The sequence below is a fragment of the Stenotrophomonas sp. SI-NJAU-1 genome (genome assembly GCF_020883215.1).
Taxonomy (GTDB): Bacteria; Pseudomonadota; Gammaproteobacteria; order Xanthomonadales; family Xanthomonadaceae; genus Stenotrophomonas; species Stenotrophomonas indicatrix.
This window is the reverse complement of sequence record NZ_CP086598.1, coordinates 3,674,859-3,697,640: the sequence shown is the minus strand read 5'-3', so window position 1 is coordinate 3,697,640 and position 22,782 is coordinate 3,674,859. Positions and strand designations below refer to the sequence as shown.

Sequence of the window (22,782 nt, the reverse complement as noted above, 5' to 3'; positions counted from 1 at the left end):
GATCAGCCTGCGGCCGGGTAGTCGAGGTAGCCCTCGCTGCCGCCGCCGTAATAAGTGCTGCGGTCGGGGATGGCCAGCGGGACATCGCGTTGCAGGCGCTCGACCAGATCCGGGTTGGCGATGAACGGTTGGCCGAAGGCGGCCAGATCGATGATGCCTTCCTCGACCAGCCGCAGGGCGCGTTCGCGGGTCATGCCGCCGGCCAGGATCACCGTACCGCCATAGGCCTGCTTGAAGGCCTTGAGGAAGGCCTCGCCGATCGCCGGTGCGCCATGCAGGTAGTTATCGTTCAGATGCACATAGGCCAGCCCGCGCTTGCCCAGTTCCTCGGCCAGGTACAGATAGCTGGCTTCGTTTTCCGCATAGGCGGGCATGTCGAAGACCTGGCTGTTGGGCGCAAGGCGCACGCCGATGCGGTGCGCGCCGATGCGCGCGGCCATCGCATCCACGGTGTCCAGGATCAGCCGCGCGCGGTTGCGCAGCGAACCGCCGTACACGTCCTGACGGTCGTTGGTGACCGGGTTGAGGAACTGCTCGAACAGATAGCCGTTTGCCGCATGCAGTTCGATGCCATCGAAGCCGGCGGCGATCGCGTTGTCGGCCCCCTGCACGAAGTCGGCGACGATGCCCGGCACTTCTTCCGTGCTGAGTGCACGCGGCGGTGTCGGATCGGCATGGCCACGGCTGCCGTCGTCCAGATACACGAACGAGGTGTTCTTCGGGTCGCTCGCCACCGGCCGCGTGCCGGCGCTTACCGGCTGGCCGCCGTCGGGCTGCAGCGAGGCGTGTGACATGCGGCCGACGTGCCACAGCTGCGCGAAGATCGCGCCCTGCGCAGCGTGTACGGCGTCGGTGACGAGCTTCCAACCGGCCACCTGCTCGGCCGACCAGATGCCGGGCACGTCGATGTAGCCCTGGCCCTGCGGTGAGACCGGGGTGCCTTCGCTGATGATCAGGCCGGCGCTGGCGCGCTGCCGGTAATACTGGGCGGTCAGCGCATTGGCGACGGCGCCGGGGTTGCGGGCACGGGTCATCGGCGCCATCGCGATGCGATTGTGCAGGGGTAGTCCAGCGAGGTCGAAGGGGCGGAACAGGGCGGCGGTCATGTCAGTCATCTCGGAGCGGGGGAGGGCGCCAACGGCGCGACAGCACCATGATGGAGTTGACATGCGGGCACATAAAGGCGGTAGATTTCCCGTCAGGCGGGACAATCTGTCCCCAATAAGCGAGCGTGCCGATGCTTCCCGTCGAATCCCTGAATGGCCTGGCGACCTTCGTCACCACGGCGCGCTCGGCCACCTTCACCGAGGCCGCCGACGCGCTGGGCATCTCCCGCTCGGCGGTCGGCAAGGCCATCGCGCGGCTGGAAACGCGGCTGGGCGTGCGCCTGTTCCATCGCACCACCCGGCGCATCGCGCTGACCACCGACGGCGAGGCGTACTACGCCTCCTGCGCCGCGGCCCTGGATGAAATCGCGGCGGCCGAAGCCTGCCTGGGCTCGGCTGCGCATCTGCCGAGCGGCCGCCTGCGCATCGACATGCCGTCCTCGTTCGGTCGGCTGGTGGTGCTGCCAGTGCTGCTGCGCATGTGCAATGAACACCCGGACCTGCAGTTGACGATGACCTTCACCGATCACTTCGTTGACCCGGTGGAAGAGGGCATCGACCTGCTGATCCGCTTTGGCGGCCTGCATCACGCCGAGCACCTGGTCGCGCGCAAGCTGGCCAGCCAGCGCCTGGTGACCTGCGCGTCGCCGACCTACCTGCAGGCCTATGGCGTGCCGCAGACGCTGGACGAACTGCGCGACCATCGCAGCGTGGTCGGCTTCCGTCATGGCCAGTCGGTGGCGTGGCGGATCGGCAGCGAGGGCACCAACGGCAGCTTCATCCCCAGTGCCACGCACCAGCTCAACGATGGCGATGCGGTGATCGAGGGGGCGATCGCCGGGTTGGGGATCTGCCAGATGCCGATGTCTCTGGTGCGCCATCATCTGGAATCCGGGGCGTTGCAGTCGGTACTGGACCACTGCACGCAGCACCATGTGGACATCCACGCGCTGTGGCCACAGACGCGGCATCTGCGGCCGAAGGTGCGTTACGTGGTGGAAGAGCTGACCCGGCTGGCCGCAGAAGGGGCCTTTGATTGAGGTCCGGATCGGCTCCTGTATACTATCCCCCAGTATAGTTCCGAGGCCGGCCCACGATGCCGCACTCTCCCGAAGAGAAAAAGAAGGTTCTGGCGCGTGTGCGCCGGATTCGCGGCCAGTGCGATGCGCTGGACCGCGCGCTGGAAGCCGGCGCCGACTGCGGGCCGGTGCTGCAGCAGATCGCCGCCATCCGTGGCGCGGTCAACGGCCTGATGTCCGAAGTGATGGAAGCGCACCTGCGCGAGGAGTTCGGCCAGCCCGCCGCCTCCGATGAACAACGCGCCGAACGCGTGCGCGACATGAGCGCGTTGATCCGCTCGTACCTGAAATGAACGACGGCGCGACACCGCGCCGCGCATCCTGTTTTCCGCAAGCCCTTTCTGGAGAGTGCCATCATGAAATCCCGTGCCGCCGTCGCCTTTGGTCCCGGCCAGCCGCTGCAGATCGTCGAGATCGACGTCGCCCCGCCGAAGGCGGGCGAAGTGCTGGTCAAGATCACCCACACCGGTGTCTGCCACACCGATGCGTTCACCCTGTCCGGCGATGATCCGGAAGGCCTGTTCCCGGTGGTGCTGGGCCATGAAGGCGCCGGCATCGTGGTGGAGGTGGGCGAGGGCGTGACCAGCGTCAAGCCGGGTGACCACGTCATTCCGCTGTACACCGCCGAATGTGGTGAGTGCCTGTTCTGCAAGAGCGGCAAGACCAACCTGTGCGTGTCGGTGCGTGCCACCCAGGGCAAGGGCGTGATGCCGGACGGCACCAGCCGCTTCAGCTACAACGGCGAGCCGATCTACCACTACATGGGCTGCTCGACCTTCAGCGAATACACCGTCGTTGCCGAGGTGTCGCTGGCGAAGATCAACCCGGAAGCGAACCCGGAGCATGTCTGCCTGCTCGGCTGCGGCGTGACCACCGGCATCGGCGCGGTGCACAACACCGCCAAGGTGCAGGAAGGCGACAGCGTGGCCGTGTTCGGCCTGGGCGGCATCGGCCTTGCGGTCATCCAGGGTGCGCGCCAGGCCAAGGCCGGGCGCATCATCGCGGTGGACACCAACCCGTCCAAGTTCGAGCTGGCCCGCGAATTCGGCGCCACTGACTGCATCAACCCGAAGGACTTCGACAAGCCGATCCAGCAGGTGATCGTGGAGATGACCACCTGGGGCGTGGACCACAGCTTCGAGTGCATCGGCAACGTCAACGTGATGCGTGCGGCGCTGGAATGCGCCCACCGTGGCTGGGGCCAGAGCGTGGTGATCGGCGTGGCCGGTGCCGGTCAGGAAATCTCCACGCGCCCGTTCCAGCTGGTCACCGGCCGCAAGTGGATGGGCACCGCGTTTGGTGGCGTGAAGGGCCGCAGCCAGCTGCCCGGCATGGTCGAAGACGCGATGAAGGGCGATATCGAGCTGGCCCCGTTCGTTACCCACACCATGGACCTGGACAAGATCAACGAGGCCTTCGACCTGATGCACGAAGGCAAGTCGATCCGTTCGGTGGTCCACTACTGAGCCGCGCCGGGCGGCAGGCGCTTGCCTGCCGTCCCTCGGGAGGAAACCTCATGGAACGTATCGAACACCGTGCCTGTGCCGGCGGCTGGCAGGACGTCTACCGCCATCATTCCACCACGCTGGGCTGCGACATGCAGTTCGCCGTGTACCTGCCGCCGCAGGCCGAAACGCAGAAGCTGCCGGTGCTGTACTGGCTGAGCGGGCTGACCTGCACCGAGCAGAACTTCATCACCAAGGCCGGCGCGCAACGCTATGCGGCCGAGCACGGCGTGATCATCGTCGCCCCGGACACCAGCCCGCGAGGCGATGACGTGGCCGATGCAGAGGGCTATGACCTGGGCAAGGGCGCGGGTTTCTATCTCAACGCCACACAGCAGCCGTGGGCCAAGCACTACCGCATGCACGACTACGTGGCTCACGAGCTGCCGGCGTTGATCGAGGCGGGTTTCCCGGCAACCGACGCACGAGGCATCAGTGGCCATTCGATGGGCGGCCATGGCGCGCTGGTGATCGCGCTGCGCAACCCCGGCCGCTACCGCAGCGTGTCGGCGTTCTCGCCGATCGTCGCACCCAGCCACGTGCCGTGGGGGCAGAAGGCATTCGCCGCCTACCTTGGTGACAACCCGGCCGACTGGGCGCAGTGGGATGCCTGCGAACTGGTGGCCCACGCCAGCGAGCGCCTGCCGCTGCTGGTTGACCAGGGCGAGGGAGATGAGTTCCTGCACAGCCAGCTGCAGCCGCATCGCCTGCAGCAGGCCTGCGATGCCGCCGGCCATCCGCTGAGCCTGCGCCTGCAGCCCGGCTACGACCACAGCTATTACTTCATCGCCAGCTTCATCGGCGAGCACATCGCCCACCACGCCCGCGCGCTGCACGCCTGACGTTTTGCTGGTAGTGCCGGCCGCTGGCCGGCAACCTGCAGACCCGTGATTCCCTAAAGTTGCCGGCCAGCGGCCGGCACGACCAGCGCGTGTGCCCGGAGTTTCGTTTTGCCGCAGTGGATCACGCCGCGGTGGCGTGCCGGCGCGCTATTGTGCCGGCATACGGCCTTGCGCATGGGGGATGCATGCTGGTTGTGCTGGCGCTGATGTTCGTGATCTGTCATGGCGTGGTCGTGGCGTTCTGGCCGGGTGCGGCTGGTGAGGGATCGTTCGTGTTTCTGACTGCGGCACCCCTGCTGGCGGCCGCGGCCTGCCTGTGGCGCGGCCAGCACGACCGTGCTGCACTGGGCTGGCGCGCCACCGCGCTGGCCCTGCTGCTGTGGGCCGGTGGCATGGCCTTCAACATGGTCGACGCAGTGGGGGCGGGACGTGCCGACCTGACTCCCCGGGTCAGTCTGCTACTGTACGTGCTGTACGGCGTGCCGCTGGTGTTCATCCTGGCCCGCGCCCGTCGCGAACGCTGGACCATCAGCCTGATCGACGGCGTGATGGCCGCCCTGCTGGGCGTGTTGTTCTTCGTGCATACCCAGTTCTTCGCCGACCGCATCGATATCGATGACCAGGCGATGTCGAACATGCAGCACATGTTCGACATCCAGAACCTGTGCATCGCCGGTTTCGCGGTGGTGCGCTGGCTGGCGGGCGACGTGCCCGAACGGCGCAGTTTCTTTCGGGCACTAGCGTTGTTTGCGCTGCTCTACCTGCTGGTGGCTTACTACATCAACCATTACACCGCCGAGCAGTCGTTCGGTGCCTACAACGACACGCTGATCGATCTGCCGTTCCTGCTGCTGGCCGTGCTGGCACTGCGGCAGGCGCCAGCGCCCGGTTTCTCGCTGCATCCGCGTCTGTCGCGGCTGGTGCAGGCGGGTGGGCCGATCATCCTGCCGTTGCTGCTGCTGGTGGTCGGTACCCTGGTGGTGGACCACGCGCGGCCGTTGGCGCTGACCGGGTTCGTGGTGGCAACGCTGGGCTTCAGCCTGCGCAGCACGTTGCTGCAGCTCGACCTGCTGGAACGGCAGGCAGGCCTGGATCAGCTGGCGCGGCAGGATGGCCTGACCGGCGTAGCCAATCGCCGCCAGTTCGATACGCTGCTGCTGGCCGAGTGGAACCGGGCGCGTCGCAGCGGCAGCGAACTCGCATTGCTGCTGGTGGACATCGACCATTTCAAGGCATTCAACGACGAGCACGGTCATCCCGCCGGCGACCGCTGCCTGCAGGCGGTGGCCGCGGTGCTGCAGGCCACCGCCGGGCGCGCGGCCGACAGCGTGGCGCGCTATGGCGGCGAGGAATTCGCGGTGATCGTGCCCGGCAGCCCGCTGTCGGGTGTGCTGGCGCTGGCCGAGCGCCTGCGCGAGGCGGTGGAAGCGCTGCCGCTGCCGGAAGGCCGCGTCAGCATCAGCGTGGGCGTGGGTTACCTGCATCCGCCGGCGCTGGCTACCGCCGAACAGTTGCTGGCCGATGCCGATGCCGGCCTGTACGCGGCCAAGCGTGCGGGCCGCAACCAGGTGATCCTGCACGCACACGTGCTGGACGACGACAGCGGCGCGCACGACACGCTGGACTGTTGAGCACGCCTGCGCGACTGTCGCAGCAAGCTGCGTGGTCGATCAGCGTTGGCGCAGCCACCCGGCCGGATCCAGCAGGCGCAGGCCCACCGGTGACAGCGATCGTTGCCGCAATGTCAACTGCGTGGTGTGCACGGCCGCTGCACAGTGCGCCAGTTGCCGACGCAGCGGCGCCAGTTCATCGTCCTCGCGTGGGCGTGCGTGCCGCCATTGGGCGATGCGCAGCAGACAGACCAACAGGTCCAGTTCGCTGGCAGAAATGAAGGGCGACCCGGGACGCAGCAGATCGATAGGTGCCTGCGGCGCGGCCAGCAGCGGCAGCAGCTCACCGAAGGCGTCGCGACCTTCAGCGTCGACACCGAGCGCGGCCAGTTGCGCCATGCCTTCATCATGCAGGGCGGGGTCGCGCAGTTGCCGCAGCGCAGCCAGCAGCATCTGCTCGCCCCGGCTGAATTGACGGCCGAAAGCGCGATAACTCACACGGGTGGGAAATACAGGGGAACGTGAGGCCATGCAGGCGTACCTACCGATCGCGTGTTTCCACCAGCACCGGGCAGGGCGCATGGTCGATCGTCCATTGCCCCACCGAGGGCTCGAACAGGCGCTGCAGGCGTGACAGATGGCGGTGGCCGATGACGATCAGGTCGCATTGCAGGCGACGCGCCTGCACGCTGATTACTTCGCCAGGATCGCCTGAAGGCAGCTGTGCGATGGCGTCCACGCCGCGCTCGCGCAGCTCGGCCAGGGCGTCGGCCAGTACCGCTTCGGCATGCGCCTGCTGCCGGGCGGCGGCGGGATACTCACGGCGGTCGGCATCGGTGGCACCTGCGGCCAGTGCGAATTCGGGGTCAAGCACGCACAGCAGGTGCAGGCGGCTGCGGGGGCCGGCCATGGTGGCGGCCAGGTCCAGCACGCGGTCGTGCTGGGGGCCGCCATCAAGCGCGACCAGCAGGGTGTTGAACATGGAAAGCTCCTTTGCAGGGCGCTGATGGTCGCTGATGTCGTCGCGCACACCCATGCCGTGCGCCGCAGTCAATGCGTGCGTACAACGCAATTCTGGATGGTCTGGATTGCAGTAGAGTCATCCCATTTGCGGGAGACTGCCATGCCCTTGCCGGACCTGAACCTGTTGCTGGCACTGGATGTGCTGATCGACGAATGCAGCGTGGCGGCCGCTGCGCGACGGATGAATCTCAGTGCGCCGGCGATGAGCCGTACCCTGGGCCGGGTACGGGTAGCCCTGGGTGATCCGGTGCTGGTGCGCGCCGGCCGTGGGCTCGCCCCCACGCCACGCGCGCTGGAACTGCGTGAGCAGGTGCGCGATGTGATCGAGCAGGCACACCGCGTGTTCAATGCGGGCCGCGAGGTCGACATGGCCACGCTGGAACGAACGTTCAGCGTGCGCGCCAACGATGTGTTCATCGGCAGCTATGGCGGCCGCCTGCGTGATGTCTTCCGCCAGCAGGCACCGCGCTGCATGCTGCGCTTCGTGCCCGAAGGCGATACCGATGACGATGCGATGGTGCAGGGGCGGATCGACCTGTACATCAGCACGGCCGGCAAGCACAGCCCGGAAACCAAGGTGCAGCACCTGTTCACCACCTCGCTGCTGGGCGCGGCACGCGAGGATCATCCGTTGTTCGACGGCGACATCAGTGTCGAGCGCTTCGCCGCGTGCGACCACATCGCCGTGTCCCGGCGCGGGCTTGCGCATGGCCCGATCGACGAAGAGCTGGCAGCGCTCGGCCTGCAACGGCGGGTGGCGGTGGTCATCCCTACCTTCCATGGCGCGATCTTTGCTGCCGCCGATTCGGACCTGGTGCTGCCGCAGATGCCAAGCGTGATGCTCTACCGCATCACCCGCATGGGCCTGCCGCTGCGGATGTTCCCGCTGCCGGTGCCGGTGCGGACCGTAGCGCTGGTGCAGGCCTGGCACCCGCGCATGGACAACGACCCGGCCCACCAGTGGCTGCGGCGGGCGATCAAGGGCATGTGCGATTCGGTCGAGGCGGCCCACCACTGATTGCCCGCGGGCGTGCGTTGCACGCACGCCTGCGATGCCGGGCACGCCATTTTTCGCAGGCAACGGCCTTTCTAGACTGCGCTCCCGAAAGTTCCACTGAGCGCAATCCAATGTCTCCATATATGCCGTGTACTGCACGGATCGGCAGTCGGCAGTGAGCACGCCGGCCGCCATGCCCGCGGCGCCGGCAGTGCCCCGGCCCGTCGCTGCCCCCGGCTTCGACCGGCGCATCCTGGTTGGGCTGTGCGGTGTGCTGCTGGCAGTGCTGGTGTCGGGTTTCAACGAGAACGTCACCAAGGTCGCGCTGGCCGACATCCGCGGTGCGATGGGTTTCAGCGTCGATGACGGCAGCTGGATCGTGGCGCTGTACAGCGCCATGTCGGTCAGCGCGATGGCATTCGCACCGTGGTGCGCAGCCACCTTCTCGCTGCGCCGCTTTGCGCTGGCGATGATCGGCGGCTTCATGGTGCTGGGCGTGCTATGCCCGCTCGCCCCCAACCTGCAGACCTTTCTGCTGCTGCGCGCATTGCAGGGCCTGTGTGGGGGCGCGCTGCCGCCGCTGCTGATGAGCGTGGCGCTGCGCTTCCTGCCGCCGGGCATCAAGCTGTACGGCCTGGCCGCCTACGCACTGACCGCCACCTTCGGCCCGAGCATGGGCACTCCGCTGGCCGCATTCTGGGTGGAGCAGGTGGGCTGGCACTGGGCGTTCTGGCAGATCGTGCCGTATTGCCTGGCGGCGATGGCGATGGTCGGCTGGGGCCTGCCACAGGATCCCCTGCGGCTGGAGCGCTTCGCACAGTTCGACGGCGTCGGCCTGATGCTCGGCCTGCCGGCGCTGGTGCTGCTGGTACTGGGTTTGGTGCAGGGCCCGCGCCTGAACTGGTTCGACTCGTCGTTGATCACGCTGATGCTGGGTGGCGGTGCGGGTCTGCTGGTGCTGTTCTTCATCAACGAGTGGTTCCATCCACTGCCGTTCTTCAAATTGCAGCTGCTGGCCAACCGCAACCTCAGCTACTCGCTGATTACCCTCGGTGGCGTGCTGTTCGTGCTGCTGGCGGTGATCTCCATTCCTTCCGGCTTCCTCGCCAGCGTGCAGGGCTATCGCCCGCAACAGACCGCGCCGATGCTGCTGTGGGTGGCGGTGCCGCAGGTCATCGCGCTGCCGTTGGTCGCCGCACTGCTGAACATCCGTGCGATCGATTGCCGTTGGGTGCAGGCCACCGGCCTGGCCCTGCTGGCGCTGGCCTGCTGGCTGGGCGCGCATCTGGACGTCAGCTGGATACGCGACAACTTCCTGTGGGTACAGCTGCTGCAGGTGTTTGCGCAGCCGATGGCGGTGCTGCCATTGCTGATGCTGGCCACCGGCGGCCTGGCGCCACAGGACGGCCCCTTTGCCTCGGCGTGGTTCAACACGGTCAAGGGCTTTGCTGCGGTGCTGGCCAGCGGCGTGCTGGAAGCGGTCGCGCAGGGACGCCGCCATTTCCACTCCACCGTGCTGGTCGAGCGGCTTGGCGAACAGCCGTGGCTGGCCGAAGGGCCGCAGCTTGGCGCGCGCCTGCACGCGCAGGTGCAGACGTTGACCTCGGCCGATCTCTACCTGCTGGTCGCGTTGGTCGCGCTGGCCTTCATTCCCCTCATTGCCTGGATGCCCACCCGCATCCATCCGCCACGTGCCGTGGCCTGATCCCTTCGCAGGAACTCCCCATGACAATCAATCGAACGTATCTCAACGCCGGCCTCGGCCTGGGCGTACTGCTTCTGGCCGGTGCTGCCTGGTTGCTGCTGCGCGATGGCCGCCACCAGACCACCAACAACGCCTACGTAGTTGCTGATTACACCGTAGTCGCACCGAAGATCGCCGGCTTCGTCAGCGCGGTGAACGTGGAAGACAACCAGGCGGTGAAGGCCGGTGACGTGCTGGCCCGCATCGATGACCGCGACTACCAGGTCGCGTTGCTGGCCGCCCGCGCCGACCTGGCCAATGCGCGCGCGCAGCTGGCCAACGCGCAGGCGGCGCTGGCACAGCAGGGCTCGCTGATCGAACAGGCTAAGGCGAGTGTGGATGTCAGCCGCGCCGAACTGACCCTGGCCAGCGCCGACCAGCAGCGTTACCGCGAGCTGGCCCGCGACGGTGCCGGTACCGTGCAGAACGCGCAGCAGGCGCAGTCGAAGCAGGCCGTGGCCAGTGCACATCTGCAACAGGGACAGGCCGCGTTGTCGACCGCACGCCAGCGCACCGACATCCTCGCTGCCGGGGTGCAGGCCGCACAGGCGGCCGTGCAGCGTGCCGAAGCCGCACAGGCGCGCGCCGAACTGGATCTTTCGCACACCGAGCTGCGTGCACCGATCGATGGCGTGGTGGGACGCCGCGCAGTGCGCGTCGGCGCCTACTTGACCCCGGGCACGCCGGTGGCCGCGGTGGTGCCGTTGCAGCGCGCCTTCGTTGTCGCCAACTTCCAGGAAACGCAGATGACCCGGATGCAGCCAGGGCAACAGGTTGAGCTGACGGTGGATGTATTTCCCGGCACGCGGCTGCGTGGCCATATCGACAGCATCGCCCCGGCCACTGGCGTGACGTTCGCCGCGGTGGCGCCGGAAAACGCGACCGGCAACTTCACCAAGGTGGTGCAGCGCATTCCAGTGAAGATCGTGCTGGAGCCGGAGCAGGCATTGCTGGGCCAACTGCGGGCCGGCATGTCGGTGGAAGCCAGCGTGGACCTGCAGCGTCCGCAGCGGGTGCAGAGTGCGCAGCGCGAGCGGCACCGCACGGGCGGGGAAGGCGCATGATCCGCGTATTCCCGCGTGTACTGGCTGCAGCGGCACTGTGCACGGCGTTGACCGCCTGCACGCTGGGCCCGGACTTCGTGCGCCCGCAGGCCGACCTGCCCACGCAGTGGCAGGGCGAAGCGGTGGCTTCAGCGGCGCTGGATGACGACGCCAGCTGGTGGTCCGGTTTCGATGATCCGCTGCTGGGGCAACTGGCGACGCAGGTACTGCAGGCCAATCTCGACCTGCAGCTGGCCGCCAACCGGGTGCAGCAGAGCCGCGCCGCGCGTGGCGTCACCGCGGCCGACCGGCTGCCCAGCGTCGGCGCCACTGCCAGTGGCGTACGCGCGCGCAACAGCGAGGTAGGCCTGAACGATCCGTCCGGTAATGGCGGTCGCGATGACTATGGGCTGTTCCAGGCCGGCATCGGCATGAGCTGGGAACTGGATCTGTGGGGACGCGTACGCCGTCAGGTGGAAGCGGCCGACGCACGCGTGCAGATGGCTGAGGAAGATGCACACGCGGTGCGCATCGCTCTGCTGGCCGAGACCGCGCGTGATTACCTGCAGTTGCGCGCGACGCGCCAGCTGCTGGCCATCACCGAGGACAACCTCAGCATCGCCCACGACATCAAGCGGCTGACCGAAGCGCGCCAGCGCCAGGGCGTGGCCAGCACGTTGCAGGTCTCCAGTGCGGCGGCGCAGGTCGCTTCGCTGCAGGCCCGCATTGCGCCGCTGCGGCACCGCGAATCGCAGCTGCGCAATGCACTCGCGTTCCTGCTGGCACAGCCGCCGCAGGCGCTGGATGCGCAGCTGCAGAGCGCGCGCCGCGATTGGCCCGCGTTGCCGACCGTGGCCGTGGGCGTGCCCAGTGAACTGGCCGAGCGTCGCCCGGATGTCCGCCGTGCCGAGGCTGCGCTGCATGCTGCCACGGCGGGAATTGGCGTGGCCAAGGCCAGCTTCCTGCCGCGCATCACCTTGAATGGCGATGCCGGTTTCCAGGCCAGGCAGCTGGATGATCTGGATGGCTGGAACGCGCATCGCTTCAGTATCGGCCCGTCGATCAGCCTGCCGATCTTCCAGGGCGGACGCCTGAAGGCCAACCTGGCGCTGAGCAGGCTGCAGCAGCAACAGGCGGCCCTGCAGTTCCGCCGTACCGTGCTGCAGGCCTGGCATGAAGTGGACGATGCCATCGACGGCTATGCCGCCGAACAGCAGCGTGCCGCGCAGCTGCACGTGGCGGTGGATGAAAGCGAGACGGCGCTGGGTGCGGCGCGTCGGCAGTACCGGGCCGGCGTGGTCGACATGCTGGATGTATTGAGCACCCAGCGCATCGCGCTGGATAACCAGGCCGCGCTGGCCAACAGCCAGGCGACCGCCGCGATTGCACGCGTAGAGCTGTATCGCGCCCTGGGCGGCGGTTGGTAAGGCGCAGGTTGGGTAGTGCCGGCCGCTGGCCGGCAGCTCGGCAAGGTGAAGCCGGTAGTGGCCAACCTTGGTTGGCACTTTCCAAAAGGCTGCCAACCAGGGTTGGCATTTACCGGAACGGGTCGGTCTTACCCATCACGGCCGGTCGGCAATCTCGCCGAAGAACCAGTATTCCTGTTCCATCCCCTCGTGGTCATCGGCAGGTGGGATGCGCACCTGCACGCCGCGCTCTTCGATACCGTTGGGCAAGGCGAGTCCCCATTCGGCAGCAAGGCTGCGCGAGGTGATGGCGGTGACCTGTCCATCTGCCGTGGTGGCGACATGTCCCTGGAAATAGTCTTCGTCCAGGTAAAGGCATATCTCGCTGGAGAACATGCCAGTCACCCGGCCAGGCACTCGCGGCCAGAAGATTGGGTCTGTGTTTCTCATCGCGCCAGTGTGCCAGTCACATGAGCGATGTGCCGGGAAGTACCAGCCAAAGTTGGCACCTACCAAAGCACGGTCATCACTACCGGGCTATTTGCGACAATTCGGAGGCGCAGAGTCGGTAGATCCCAACCTTGGTTGGCAGCCTTCGGGAAAGCGCCAACGAAGGTTGGCGCCTACCAGAGCCGGAACTCAGCGCACGTCGCGCAGTTCCCAGTGGTGCCCTGCCAGCAGGCGCAGGCGCTGCTTGAACACGTCACTGTCGATGCGGGTGGTGGCCACCAGGTTGATGCGCAGATCCTTCTGCTCACCGGTCACGGTGGCTTCGGGATCGGTCGCGCCCCACTGCGGCTCCACCGCATCCGGGTCCGGCTGCTTGTCGCGCCAGCGCTCGAACAGGCTGCCATTGCGCAGCGCGTTCTGCAGTTCTTCGGCGAAGCCGGCAGCGCCCTGCGAATGGAAAGACAGGTCGGGGTCGCTGCCGCGGGCCTTGGACGGTTCGGGCAGGCTGATGTGGTACTGCGCAGGCATGTTGATCTCCTTGAGGTGCGGCTAGGCTGGCATAGGCACGGTGGAATCGATGTGCAGATTCCAGAGCGCGGTTGGCCTTCATTCAAACCGATGCGGCCCATCGGCGAAGCCCACGGTGACCGCACCCTTGCCGACGTTGACCATGCCGGTCAGGCTCATCACCGATTCGTACACGGTCACGCCATGGTCGGCGCAGACCTCCTTCATCTGCGCATAGCCGGGCAGGGCACGCAGCTCGTCCAGTTCGCCGCCGTAGCTGACGCACACGGTTGGCGTCATCAGGCCGGCGCGTACGCGCTGGCCGACCACGCCGAACAGCTTCAGCACGGCATTGTCGAAACCCTTGATCTTCGCCACTGGCCCGGTCTGGCCGCGATAGCCATGCAGCACCGGCTTGATGTCCAGCGCACTGCCCAGTGCGGCGCTGAGCAGGCCGACGCTGCGGTCGCCCTTGTGCCGGGCGCGGGCACGCATGTAGTACAGGTCGCGGGTGACCATGTAGCCGTGCACGTTGCCGGCCAGTTCCTCCAGCCGCTCGCGGATCTGCTGCACGCTGGCATCGCTGGCACGCAGGCGCACCGCTTCCACTGCCGTCACCGCCTGTGCGGCGAACAGGTTCTGGGTATCCAGCACGCGCAGCGCGAACGGCGAGTTGAAGCCTGCCGCCTGCCGCACCGGCTTGTAGTCGTTGAGGATGGCGAAGCTGGCCTGCAGTGCGTTGTCGTGGATCGGGCTGCGGGTCTTGGTGATGGTCATGCAGAACACATGGTCGTAGTCGATCACCAAGCGTTGCAGGAACAGGTCGCGGATCTGGTTGACGCTGAAGGGGATGGTCTCCGCTTCGGCGCCGTGCTCGGCGACGTGCGCGTGCAGGAAGCTGAGCGTTGCCTGCTCGTCGCGGTGGTCGGCGAGCACCGCTTCGCCGATCCGCACGGTGATCGGCAGCAGCACGATGTTGTGCTCGGCAATGAAGTCCTGCGGCAGGTCGCAGGCCGAGTCGACGACGATTCCGATGCGCATCCGCGGCTCCCCCTCCAGGGCGGTTGTTGGTTCGGAAATGTGAAAACTATCTCAAAACGGGACCGGGCGCGCGAGGGAAACGCGCCACTGCCTGTTCAGCGACTACGCTGCACCGCCACCGGCAGGGCCACCGCCTGCTGCCAGTCCGGCCGGTCCAGCAGGCTGGGGTCGTCCAGCACCGCTGCCATCAGCGGGTGGGTGTCGTTGCCCCAGAACAGTTCGCCGTCGATGGCCAGGGTCGGCACGCCGAACACTCCGGTCTCGATCGCCGCCTGGGTGTTGCGACGCAGCTGCTCCTTGATGGCCGGCTCGCCAATGGCCGCTTCTACGTCGCTGATACCCAGCCGGTCGGCGGGTTCGCGCAGGGCCTCGGCCGTGTCGCCGGCGTGGCCGTCGCGCCAGATCCAGTCGAACAGTACGTCCACTGCCGCAGTGCTGGCACCGGCGGCCAGGCACAGGCGCAGGGCCGCCAGCGGATTGAACGGGTGTCCGGGCGGGAAGCGCAGAGGGGTGCCCTCGGCCTGCGCAGTCCACAGCAGCTGGCGGTACATGAAGCGGCGCTTGGCCGGGATCTCCGCCGGGCCCAGGTTGCCCAGATGGTGCAGTACCGCACCAAAGGCGATGGGCACCGGTTGGATGCGCCCGAACTGCGGCAGCTGCTTCACCTTCTGCCAGTGCAGGTAGGAATAGGGCGAGACGAAGTCGAAATACCAGCGCAGGGTGGGCATCGATGGCTCCTGGTGATGGTCAGGGCTGCGCGTTGCGCTGCAGGTAGCGGTCGCGCAGTTCGGTCTGGCGCGAGCGCATCGGCATCGCCCGGCCGCCCAGCCAGACCTGTTCGGCATAGTGCGCCACATCCAGCGGATCGCCTTCCCACAGCACCAGGTCGGCACGCTTGCCCGGCTCGATGCTGCCGATCTGGTCGGCCACGCCCAGCACCTCGGCCGGTACCCGGGTCAGCCCGGCCAGTCCGTCGGCCCAGGGCAGGCCGTTGGCCACCGCATTGCCGGCCAGCTGGCGCATCTTGCGTGCATTGTGCGAGGCGTCATCGCGCTGGGCGAAGGCCACCGGTACGCCCGCGCGCTGCAACCGCGCGGCGTTTTCCAGGGTGGCGCCGATCTGGTCGAAGGTCGTCGGCAGGTTTCCCAGCGCGTCCACGAATACCGGTACCCTGGCCGCTGCCAGTTGCGGTGCCAGCTGCCAGGCCTCGGCACCGCCGGCAATGGCGATCTTCACCTTCTCGCGGGCCGCCCAGCGCAGCAGCTGGCGGATGTCGGCCGCGCGGTCCACTTCCACCACGATGCGGCCCTGTCCGGACAGATAGCGGGCCAAGGTGCGGCGGCCGGCCGGGGTCAGCAGCGCATGCGGTGAATCGGCGTCGACCTGGCCGCGTGCCTCGTCCACCATCTGCTGCAGCAGCATCCACTGCGCTGCGCGCGATTGACCGGTCAGTTCAGATGCTGCAGCACCCAGGCGCAGGAACAGCGCGCGCGGGCCGATCGGGTCGGCACTGCCATCGAAGCGCACCACGCCGCCCTGGCCGGCGACGAAGCCGCCGCCGGTGGCCGCGCCCAGCGCCGTGAAGCCGATGCCGTCCAGGCGTGCCACCGGAATCAGCACCGATGCGGGGTTGTATGCCAGCGTCACGTCGAATTCAGGGCGCAGCGGCTGCTCGCCGATCTTCAGCGCGCTGTCGACCGTGCTCGATTCACCGGATACTTCCTCGATGCCGATCTCGGTGATGCCACCGAACAGGGCAGGGGTCAGCATGCGTCCCTTGGCTTCGACCACCGGCACGCCGGCCGGTGCGGACAGGCCCCGGCCCACCGCACGGATGATGCCGCCCTGCACCAGCACATCGGCATCTTCCACGTTGCCACGTGCGCTGGCGGTAGCGACGGTCGCACCGCGCAGCAGCAGGTCCTGCGCCGAGGCTGCGGTTGTCAGCAACAACAGCGCAACCAAGGTGGCGCCGGGCCATCCCCGGCGGCGCTTGTTCAACATGCCCATCAGCGCAGCTCCTGTCCAAGCTGGAAATCCGACCGCGGCGTTGCCGGTGGCGTGCTGCGGTCGTACACACGGCGGCCATCGACGAACACCTGCTCGGCCAGTGCATACGAACTGAAGGGATTGCCGTTCCAGATCACCACGTCGGCCATCTTTCCGGCCTCCAGCGTGCCGGTCTGCGCCTCGATGCCCAGCGCCTTGGCGGCGTTGGCGGTCATCCAGGTGATCGCGCGTTCCGGCGCGATCTCCGGCATGTGCGCGCGGCGCGCGGCGGCCATCACCTTGGCTGCCTCCTGGTTCAGGCGCTGGATGCCCTCGGGCGAGTCGGAGTGGACGATGGCGCAGCTGTTCTTCGGCCGGTCGACCAGCGCGATGTTCTCGGCGATGCCGTCGAAGGCTTCCATCTTGAAGCCCCACCAGTCGGCCCACAGTGCCCCGCATACGCCTTCGGCCGCCAGCCGGTCGGCCAGTTTGTAGGCCTCCACGCCGTGGTGGAAGGCGGCCACCTTGAAGCCGAATTCCTTGGACAGGTCGAGCATGGTGGCCATTTCATCGGCGCGATAGCAGTGGATGTGCACGCGGATATCGCCCTGGATCGCACCGGCGAGGGTATCCAGCTTGAGGTCGCGCTTGCCGCCGGCATCACCGGCGCTGTCGCCCTTGTCGCTGCCGAACCAGCCCTTGCGCTTGGCCGGCTTCGGCGTGTTCTTGGCGATGTAGTCGGCCGCGTCGATGAAGGCTGCGCGGTAACCGGCCACGTTGCCCATCCGCGTTGCAGGTGCCACGCCCTTGCCGCCACCGTAGACGCGCTTGGGGTTTTCGCCGCAGGCCATTTTCAGGCCCCACGGCGCGCCGGGGAACTTCATCGCCTGGTAGGTGGTGGCAGGCACGTTCTTCAGCGTTACGCCGCGGCCACCGACCAGGTTGGCCGAGCCGGGCAGCACCTGCATGCTGGTCACTCCGCCTGCCAGTGCCGCCTGGAAACCGGGGTCCTGCGGCCATACCGAATGCTCGGCCCAGACGTTGGCGGTGACCGGCGCGGTCATCTCGTTGCCGTCGCTGTGCGCGCCGACACCGGGGCTGGGATAGACGCCCAGGTGCGAGTGCACGTCGATCAGGCCGGGCGTCACCCACTTGCCGTCGGCGTTGATGCGGGTGACGCTGGCATCGACCTGCAGCGCATCGCCGACGGCGACGATGCGGCCATCGCGCAGCAGCACATCGGCGTTGTCGAGGCGCTGGCCGGTGCCGGTCAGCACCGTTGCGTTCTGGATCAGCAGCGGCCCATCGGGGTGCGCCTGGTAGGTGCTCGGGTAGGGATCGGCCACGAAGCGCGAAGCGCCCACGGCCGGCGCCGTGCTCAGCGATACCAGCGCCAGACCCAACCCGGCGCGCAACAACGTCGATGTCATGCAGATCCCCTTGGCAGCGTGTTCAACCCACCGACGCTAGCCGGGGAGCGGCGTGCTTGCCAAGTGTCCTTTTTCACGGGTCGCCATCGGCCATCTCGACGGCAACGACCGCCTCCCGGAAAATGGTGCTCCCCACGCCGTACCGGAGCGCCCATGAAGAGCAAGCAGGACATCGTCGACAACTGGCTTCCGCGCTATACCGGCGTGCCTCTGGACCAGTTCGGCCAGCACATCCTGCTGACCAACTTCGGGGGCTACCTGCATACGTTCTCCGCGCTGACCGGGGCGCCGGTGATCGGCCTGGACCGGCCGATGGCCAGCGCCACCATCGACGGCATCACCATGATCAACTTCGGCATGGGCAGCCCCAATGCCGCGATCATCATGGATCTGCTGTCGGCGGTGATGCCCAAGGCCGTGCTGTTCCTGGGCAAGTGCGGCGGGCTGAAACGCAAGAACCAGCTGGGCGACCTGGTGCTGCCGATCGCCGCCATCCGCGGCGAGGGGACCTCGGGCGACTACCTGCCGCCGGAAGTGCCGGCCTTGCCGGCCTTCGCCCTGCAGCGTGCGGTTTCGACCATGATCCGCGACCTCGGCCATGATTACTGGACCGGCACCGTCTACACCACCAACCGCCGGGTCTGGGAGCACGACGAGGCCTTCAAGGAGCGGCTGCGGGCGATGCGCTGCATGGCCATCGACATGGAAACCGCGACGATCTTCGCTGCGGGCTTCGCCAACCATATTCCCAGCGGGGCCCTGCTGCTGGTTTCAGACCAGCCGATGATCCCGGACGGGGTGAAAACCGAGGCGTCCGACGCCAAGGTCAGCTCGCAGTTCGTGGAAAACCATATCCAGATCGGCATCGAGGCGCTTAAGCTTATCCGGCGCAACGGCAAGTCGGTCCGCCACCTGCGCTTCGACGAATGATGATGATGGCCTGGCGCGGCGCGCCGGCCCTGGGGAGTAGGTGATGGACGTTGCCGCGCAAGTGGTGGATTTCTGGAAAGACGCGGGCCCTGAAAAGTGGTTCACCCGTGATGATGCGTTCGACGCGCGGTTCCGCACGCTGTTCGCGGACGAACACCACGCTGCCGCATCGCGCGCGCGCGAGCACTGGCTGGGCAGCGCCGAGGGCGCGCTGGCGCTGATGCTGCTGCTGGACCAGTTCCCGCGCAACTGCTTCCGCGGAACCGCCCATTCCTATGCCACCGATGGCCTGGCCCGGCACTACGCCACGCGCGCGATCGAGGAGGGGCTGGACCTGCAGCTGGTCCCCAAGCTGCGCGCCTTCATCTACCTGCCGTTCGAGCACTCCGAAGATCCGCTGGACCAGGACCGCTCGGTCGCGATGTTCGACGTGCTGGGTGACAAGGAATACCTGCAGTACGCCGAACTGCACCGCGACATCATCCGCCGCTTCGGCCGGTTCCCGCACCGCAATGCGGTGCTTGGCCGCATTCCGTCGCCGGAAGAACTGGATTACCTGGCCGAAGGCGGGTTTGCCGGGTAACCGGAACGTCAGCCCCCGCGCCTGGGACACGGAAAGAGTAGATCCACGCCATGCGTGGATGGGCTCAACAGAAAACGCCGGCTTTCGCCGGCGTTTTTCCTATGTATCAAGCGCCGCCGATCAGTACTTCGGCACGCCGTTGTCCACTTCGTCCGACCAGGCATCGATGCCGCCGGTGACGTTGAACACCTTGCTGAAGCCCAGCGCACGGAACTGTTCCGCTGCCTGCGCGCTGCGGCCACCGTGGTGGCACAGGAAAGCCAGGGCGGTGTCCTTGGGCAGGGCTTCCAGCTCGGCGCGGCCGTTGCCATCGAAGCTCTTGAACGGCACGCCGACAGCGGCGATGGCGCGTTCTTCCGCCGGGCGCACGTCCACCAGCATCACGTTGCCGGCACGCACCAGGTCGTCGGCATCACGCACGCTGATTTCCTGCACCGGCTTGGGCGCGTTCGGGTTGTCGATCGCCAGGCCCTTGCCACGGATGTCGTCGACCCAGTCGATGGTGATGCCATCGGCGCGGCGGGCGCTGGCCAGGTCGAACTGCACGCGCAGGCCGTTGGACTCGGCGGCGATCGCGCCTTCATCGTACGGGGCCAGCTGGAAGTTCGGCTGGAAGCGGGCATCGATGCCCAGCTGCAGCGACGCACCCGGCGAATCGGCCAGCGCGCCCTTCAGCATTTCCACCGCGGCCGGGGTGACGGTGATGCGCGGCGGGGTGCGGTCCGGTGCAGCCAGGCCCAGCACGCTGCTCAGCTCACCGCTGGCGGCCATCTGCAGCACGATGTCGCTGCCGCCGACCAGTTCGCCGTCGATGTACAGCTGCGGGATGGTCGGCCAGTCGCCATAGGCCTTGATGCCTTCACGGATCTCCGCGTCAGCCAGCACGTTGACGTGGGCGAACTCCACGCCCAGGTCCTGCAGGGCACCCACGGCCTTGGCCGAGAAGCCGCACTGCGGCATCGACGGCTGGCCCTTCATGAACAGCACGACGCGGTTGTCGTTGAGGATGGTTTCGATGCGCGAACGCAGGGCGGGATCGAGGGACATGGCAGTCATGGGTCCGAAAAATTCGAATCATCAATTCTACCCCCCATGGCATCATGGGGCATGACCAACGCAGGAACATTGCATCGCATCCCGACCCGGCCCTGGCGCTGGGTGCCCTGGCTGGTGCTGTCGCAGCTGGCCGTGATCCTGGTCTGGGTGCTGGCGGGCTGGCACTGGGGCCTGGCCCTGATGGTGGCAAGCCACGCGTTGTTCATGGTGCCGGTGTTCCTGCCCAACAGCCGCTTCTATGCGCCGGTGCTGAGCCGGCTGCCCGAGGCCGGCAACAGCGTCTGGCTGACCATCGACGACGGCCCCAGTGAACAGACCCCGGCGGTGCTGGATCTGCTGGACCGGCACCAGGCGAAGGCGACCTTTTTCCTGGTCGGCGAGCGTGTATTGGCGCATCCGGCCCTGGTGGAGGAGATCCTGCGTCGCGGACACGACCTCGGCAACCACAGCCACAGCCATCCACAGGCGCGCTTCTGGCGGCTGGGCCCGGGCATGATGGCGGCGGAGATCGAGGGCTGCCAGCAGACGCTGCAGGCGGTGAGTGGGCGACCGGTGCGCTGGTACCGCTCGGTGGTGGGCATGACCAACCCGTTCGTGGCGCCGGTACTGCGCAAGCTGGGCCTGGTGCGCGTGGGCTGGAGCGCCCGCGGTTATGACGGCGTCGGCTGCACCCCGGATGGCGTGCTGGCGCGTCTGCTCCCGGACCTGCGCCCGGGCGCGATCGTGCTGCTGCATGAAGGTGCCGCACATGGCCACAACCTGGCCATCATCGAACGGGTGCTGCAGGTGCTGGACGAGCGCGGCCTGAAGGCCGAACTGCCGGCCAGGTGACCGGTAGCGCCGGGCCACGCCCGGCGAGCGCGCAGCGCGGCAAGAGCGAAGCGACCCGCGTTTGCCCTTCGCTTTTCTCTTGTCTTCCGTGGTGGACGCGCCCGTAAACCGTCCGTGCCCGGGTGGGATGGGCTGCGCGGGGTATCCGCGCCATGGATGGCGCGGCTAAGCCCCCAAGGAGGGGTTCACGGCGTCCCCGCGCAGCCCATCCCGCCCCGGGCAACCCCCGTAGACAGCCGCCCACCACGAGGGGCTCAGCCGTTGGCCGCAGTTCCCGGCCGCTCGGCCACCAGCAACCAGCTGTTGAACGGCGTGCGCCCATGCAGCGGACGCAACGGAGCCACCTGCATGCCGGCAGCTGCCAGCGTGGCCTGCAGCCGCTGCGGATCCGGGTAGTGGCGAGGTCGCGTGCCCATCCAGCCGACCAGCCAGGCCAGGCGGTCAGCCACCCGCGTGGTGCGGTCGCGGCGGTCGCCGGTCGCCAGCGGCGTGCGCAGCAGCAGGCGGCCACCGGGCGCGACCCGCGCGCTCACCGCGCGCAGCAGCTCCAGTTGCGGCGCTTCGTCCAGATACTGCAGCACATCCAGCAGCAGCACATGCCCACCATGCGCCGGCAACGGCGCCTGCACATCCAGACAGTCGAACCGTACGTCGGCCAGGCCGCTGCCGGCGCGCTGCGCACGGGCGATCTTGTCGCTGTCCACGTCGACCCCGAGGTACCCCTGCTGGCGGCCACGCTGGCGCAGCACATGCGCGAACAGGCCCAGCCCGCAGCCCAGGTCGAGCACCGGCTGGCCGTCGTCGGGAAGGTGCCGCAGCACGCCGTCATACAGCGGGTCGCTGCCCAGCTTGCCGCGCGTGTAGTAGTAATCGCGGCGGCTGCCCCAGGCCTGCATCGGCCGGAAGGACTCGGCGATCAGGCGCGCCTGCCCGGCATCAAGCGGCGAACAGGGCAGGGGCGTGCCGTTCCGTGGCGTGCCGTCCATCGTCTCAGTCCGTTCCGCCCAGCAGGTGTGCGGCCACCGGCAGCGCACGCGCGCTCCACAGCGCATACATCCGGGCGGACGGGTGCAGGCCATCCTCGGCGATCATCGCCGGGTCAGCGCCGGTGTCGCGGCTGATATCGGTGATGTCGACGAAGGCCACGCCCTGCTGGGTGCTGATCACCTCGGCGGCAGCGTTGAACTCGTCGGTTTCCAGTTCGATCTGGCCCAGGTCGCGACCGCTGCCTGCACCGTACGGCGTGGTGCCCCAGTCCGGGAAGGACAGCACCAGGACCCGGTCCGCACGGCCGCCGGCAAAACCAATCGCGCGCTGCAGCAGGGCCTGGAACTGCACCTGGTACTCGTCCAGCGGACGCCCGCGATACTGGTTGTTGACGCCGATCAGCAGGCTGACGAAGTCGAACGGCCCTTGCGGCGCAACGTCGTCGATGCCGGCGTCGAGCTCGTCGGTGGTCCAGCCGGTGGTGGCGATGGTCTGCGGGTCGTCCAGCGCGATGCCCTGCGCGCGCAGGGCGGCGGCGAGCTGATGCGGCCAGCGGCCGTCGACCGCGACCGCTTCACCGATGGTGTAGGAATCGCCCAGGGCCAGATACGACAAGCCCATCG

The 22,782-nt window shown here is 67.6% G+C and carries 24 protein-coding genes; 12 read left to right on the top strand and 12 right to left on the bottom strand.

Annotation, left to right across the window (positions count from 1 at the left end; translation table 11 throughout):
* Positions 1–2: 2 nt before the first annotated feature.
* Positions 3–1,106 carry an alkene reductase gene (locus LMF57_RS16780; RefSeq protein WP_208083209.1) on the bottom strand — a complete coding sequence of 368 codons (1,104 nt, stop codon included), beginning with the start codon at positions 1,104–1,106 and terminating at the stop codon, positions 3–5.
* Positions 1,107–1,237: 131 nt separating this feature from the next.
* On the opposite strand from LMF57_RS16780, the gene LMF57_RS16775 reads away from it, so the two are divergent.
* The 5 genes from LMF57_RS16775 (at position 1,238) to LMF57_RS16755 (ending at position 6,163) form a co-directional block, all read left to right on the top strand.
* On the top strand, positions 1,238–2,146 hold the full coding sequence (locus LMF57_RS16775; protein WP_208083210.1) for a LysR family transcriptional regulator: 909 nt from the start codon (positions 1,238–1,240) through the stop codon (positions 2,144–2,146).
* A gap of 56 nt (positions 2,147–2,202) precedes the next feature.
* Complete coding sequence (gene frmR, locus LMF57_RS16770) at positions 2,203–2,478, top strand: formaldehyde-responsive transcriptional repressor FrmR (protein WP_005411009.1); 276 nt, start codon at positions 2,203–2,205, stop codon at positions 2,476–2,478.
* Between the two features lie 63 nt (positions 2,479–2,541).
* Complete coding sequence (locus LMF57_RS16765) at positions 2,542–3,651, top strand: S-(hydroxymethyl)glutathione dehydrogenase/class III alcohol dehydrogenase (RefSeq protein ID WP_025874089.1); 1,110 nt, start codon at positions 2,542–2,544, stop codon at positions 3,649–3,651.
* A 50-nt stretch (positions 3,652–3,701) separates the two neighbouring features.
* Complete coding sequence (gene fghA, locus LMF57_RS16760; protein WP_229290250.1) at positions 3,702–4,532, top strand: S-formylglutathione hydrolase; 831 nt, start codon at positions 3,702–3,704, stop codon at positions 4,530–4,532.
* A 185-nt stretch (positions 4,533–4,717) separates the two neighbouring features.
* Positions 4,718–6,163, top strand: coding sequence for a GGDEF domain-containing protein (locus LMF57_RS16755; protein ID WP_208083212.1), 1,446 nt, complete (start codon positions 4,718–4,720; stop codon positions 6,161–6,163).
* 39 nt (positions 6,164–6,202) lie between these two features.
* On the opposite strand, the gene LMF57_RS16750 is transcribed toward LMF57_RS16755, so the two are convergent.
* On the bottom strand, positions 6,203–6,673 hold the full coding sequence (locus LMF57_RS16750) for a hypothetical protein (protein ID WP_229290249.1): 471 nt from the start codon (positions 6,671–6,673) through the stop codon (positions 6,203–6,205).
* A 10-nt stretch (positions 6,674–6,683) separates the two neighbouring features.
* Entirely contained in the window at positions 6,684–7,124 is a 441-nt protein-coding gene (locus LMF57_RS16745) for a universal stress protein (RefSeq protein WP_229290248.1), read from the bottom strand.
* 141 nt (positions 7,125–7,265) lie between these two features.
* On the opposite strand from LMF57_RS16745, the gene LMF57_RS16740 reads away from it, so the two are divergent.
* From LMF57_RS16740 to LMF57_RS16725, 4 genes are all read left to right on the top strand, one after another.
* Positions 7,266–8,183, top strand: a complete 918-nt coding sequence (locus tag LMF57_RS16740) for a LysR family transcriptional regulator (RefSeq protein WP_229290247.1) — start codon at positions 7,266–7,268, stop codon at positions 8,181–8,183.
* A 154-nt stretch (positions 8,184–8,337) separates the two neighbouring features.
* Positions 8,338–9,867 carry an MFS transporter gene (locus tag LMF57_RS16735; protein ID WP_324255946.1) on the top strand — a complete coding sequence of 510 codons (1,530 nt, stop codon included), beginning with the start codon at positions 8,338–8,340 and terminating at the stop codon, positions 9,865–9,867.
* 20 nt (positions 9,868–9,887) lie between these two features.
* The gene (locus LMF57_RS16730; RefSeq protein WP_140225518.1) at positions 9,888–10,970 is read left to right on the top strand and encodes an HlyD family secretion protein; all 1,083 of its coding nucleotides are present in this window, start codon (positions 9,888–9,890) and stop codon (positions 10,968–10,970) included.
* Positions 10,967–12,376: an efflux transporter outer membrane subunit gene (locus LMF57_RS16725; protein ID WP_229290245.1), complete on the top strand. Its 1,410-nt coding sequence runs from the start codon at positions 10,967–10,969 to the stop codon at positions 12,374–12,376. The genes LMF57_RS16730 and LMF57_RS16725 overlap by 4 nt, the downstream gene beginning before the upstream one ends.
* 135 nt (positions 12,377–12,511) lie before the next feature.
* On the opposite strand, the gene LMF57_RS16720 is transcribed toward LMF57_RS16725, so the two are convergent.
* From LMF57_RS16720 to LMF57_RS16695, 6 genes are all read right to left on the bottom strand, one after another.
* Positions 12,512–12,751: a DUF3916 domain-containing protein gene (locus LMF57_RS16720; RefSeq protein ID WP_229290244.1), complete on the bottom strand. Its 240-nt coding sequence runs from the start codon at positions 12,749–12,751 to the stop codon at positions 12,512–12,514.
* 243 nt (positions 12,752–12,994) lie between these two features.
* On the bottom strand, positions 12,995–13,333 hold the full coding sequence (locus LMF57_RS16715; protein WP_093817988.1) for a hypothetical protein: 339 nt from the start codon (positions 13,331–13,333) through the stop codon (positions 12,995–12,997).
* Positions 13,334–13,411: 78 nt separating this feature from the next.
* Complete coding sequence (locus LMF57_RS16710; protein WP_025874100.1) at positions 13,412–14,353, bottom strand: DegV family protein; 942 nt, start codon at positions 14,351–14,353, stop codon at positions 13,412–13,414.
* Positions 14,354–14,448: 95 nt separating this feature from the next.
* Positions 14,449–15,081, bottom strand: a complete 633-nt coding sequence (locus LMF57_RS16705) for a DsbA family protein (protein ID WP_229290243.1) — start codon at positions 15,079–15,081, stop codon at positions 14,449–14,451.
* Positions 15,082–15,100: 19 nt separating this feature from the next.
* Positions 15,101–16,363, bottom strand: a complete 1,263-nt coding sequence (locus tag LMF57_RS16700; protein WP_229290242.1) for an amidohydrolase family protein — start codon at positions 16,361–16,363, stop codon at positions 15,101–15,103.
* Positions 16,363–17,772, bottom strand: a complete 1,410-nt coding sequence (locus LMF57_RS16695; protein ID WP_140225524.1) for an amidohydrolase — start codon at positions 17,770–17,772, stop codon at positions 16,363–16,365. Before LMF57_RS16695 ends, LMF57_RS16700 begins: the two co-directional genes overlap by 1 nt.
* Positions 17,773–17,925: 153 nt before the next feature.
* Here LMF57_RS16695 and LMF57_RS16690 point away from each other — a divergent pair, with 153 nt between their 5' ends.
* Both LMF57_RS16690 and LMF57_RS16685 read left to right on the top strand, forming a co-directional pair.
* A complete protein-coding gene (locus LMF57_RS16690; RefSeq protein ID WP_093817982.1) occupies positions 17,926–18,702 on the top strand; it encodes an AMP nucleosidase in 777 nt (258 codons plus the stop codon).
* A gap of 43 nt (positions 18,703–18,745) precedes the next feature.
* On the top strand, positions 18,746–19,285 hold the full coding sequence (locus LMF57_RS16685) for a DUF924 family protein (protein WP_059065070.1): 540 nt from the start codon (positions 18,746–18,748) through the stop codon (positions 19,283–19,285).
* A 120-nt stretch (positions 19,286–19,405) separates the two neighbouring features.
* Here LMF57_RS16685 and grxD read toward each other — a convergent pair whose 3' ends face one another.
* Positions 19,406–20,332, bottom strand: coding sequence for a Grx4 family monothiol glutaredoxin (grxD, locus tag LMF57_RS16680; RefSeq protein ID WP_025874107.1), 927 nt, complete (start codon positions 20,330–20,332; stop codon positions 19,406–19,408).
* A 60-nt stretch (positions 20,333–20,392) separates the two neighbouring features.
* On the opposite strand from grxD, the gene LMF57_RS16675 reads away from it, so the two are divergent.
* On the top strand, positions 20,393–21,172 hold the full coding sequence (locus LMF57_RS16675) for a polysaccharide deacetylase family protein (RefSeq protein ID WP_229290241.1): 780 nt from the start codon (positions 20,393–20,395) through the stop codon (positions 21,170–21,172).
* A 254-nt stretch (positions 21,173–21,426) separates the two neighbouring features.
* Here the strand turns inward: LMF57_RS16675 and LMF57_RS16670 are convergent, their stop codons facing one another.
* Positions 21,427–22,158 (bottom strand): class I SAM-dependent methyltransferase, encoded by a 732-nt coding sequence (locus tag LMF57_RS16670; RefSeq protein WP_229290240.1) that lies wholly within the window; start codon positions 22,156–22,158, stop codon positions 21,427–21,429.
* Positions 22,159–22,162: 4 nt separating this feature from the next.
* Positions 22,163–22,780, bottom strand: coding sequence for an SGNH/GDSL hydrolase family protein (locus LMF57_RS16665; protein ID WP_229290239.1), 618 nt, complete (start codon positions 22,778–22,780; stop codon positions 22,163–22,165).
* Between the last annotated feature and the right edge of the window lie 2 nt (positions 22,781–22,782).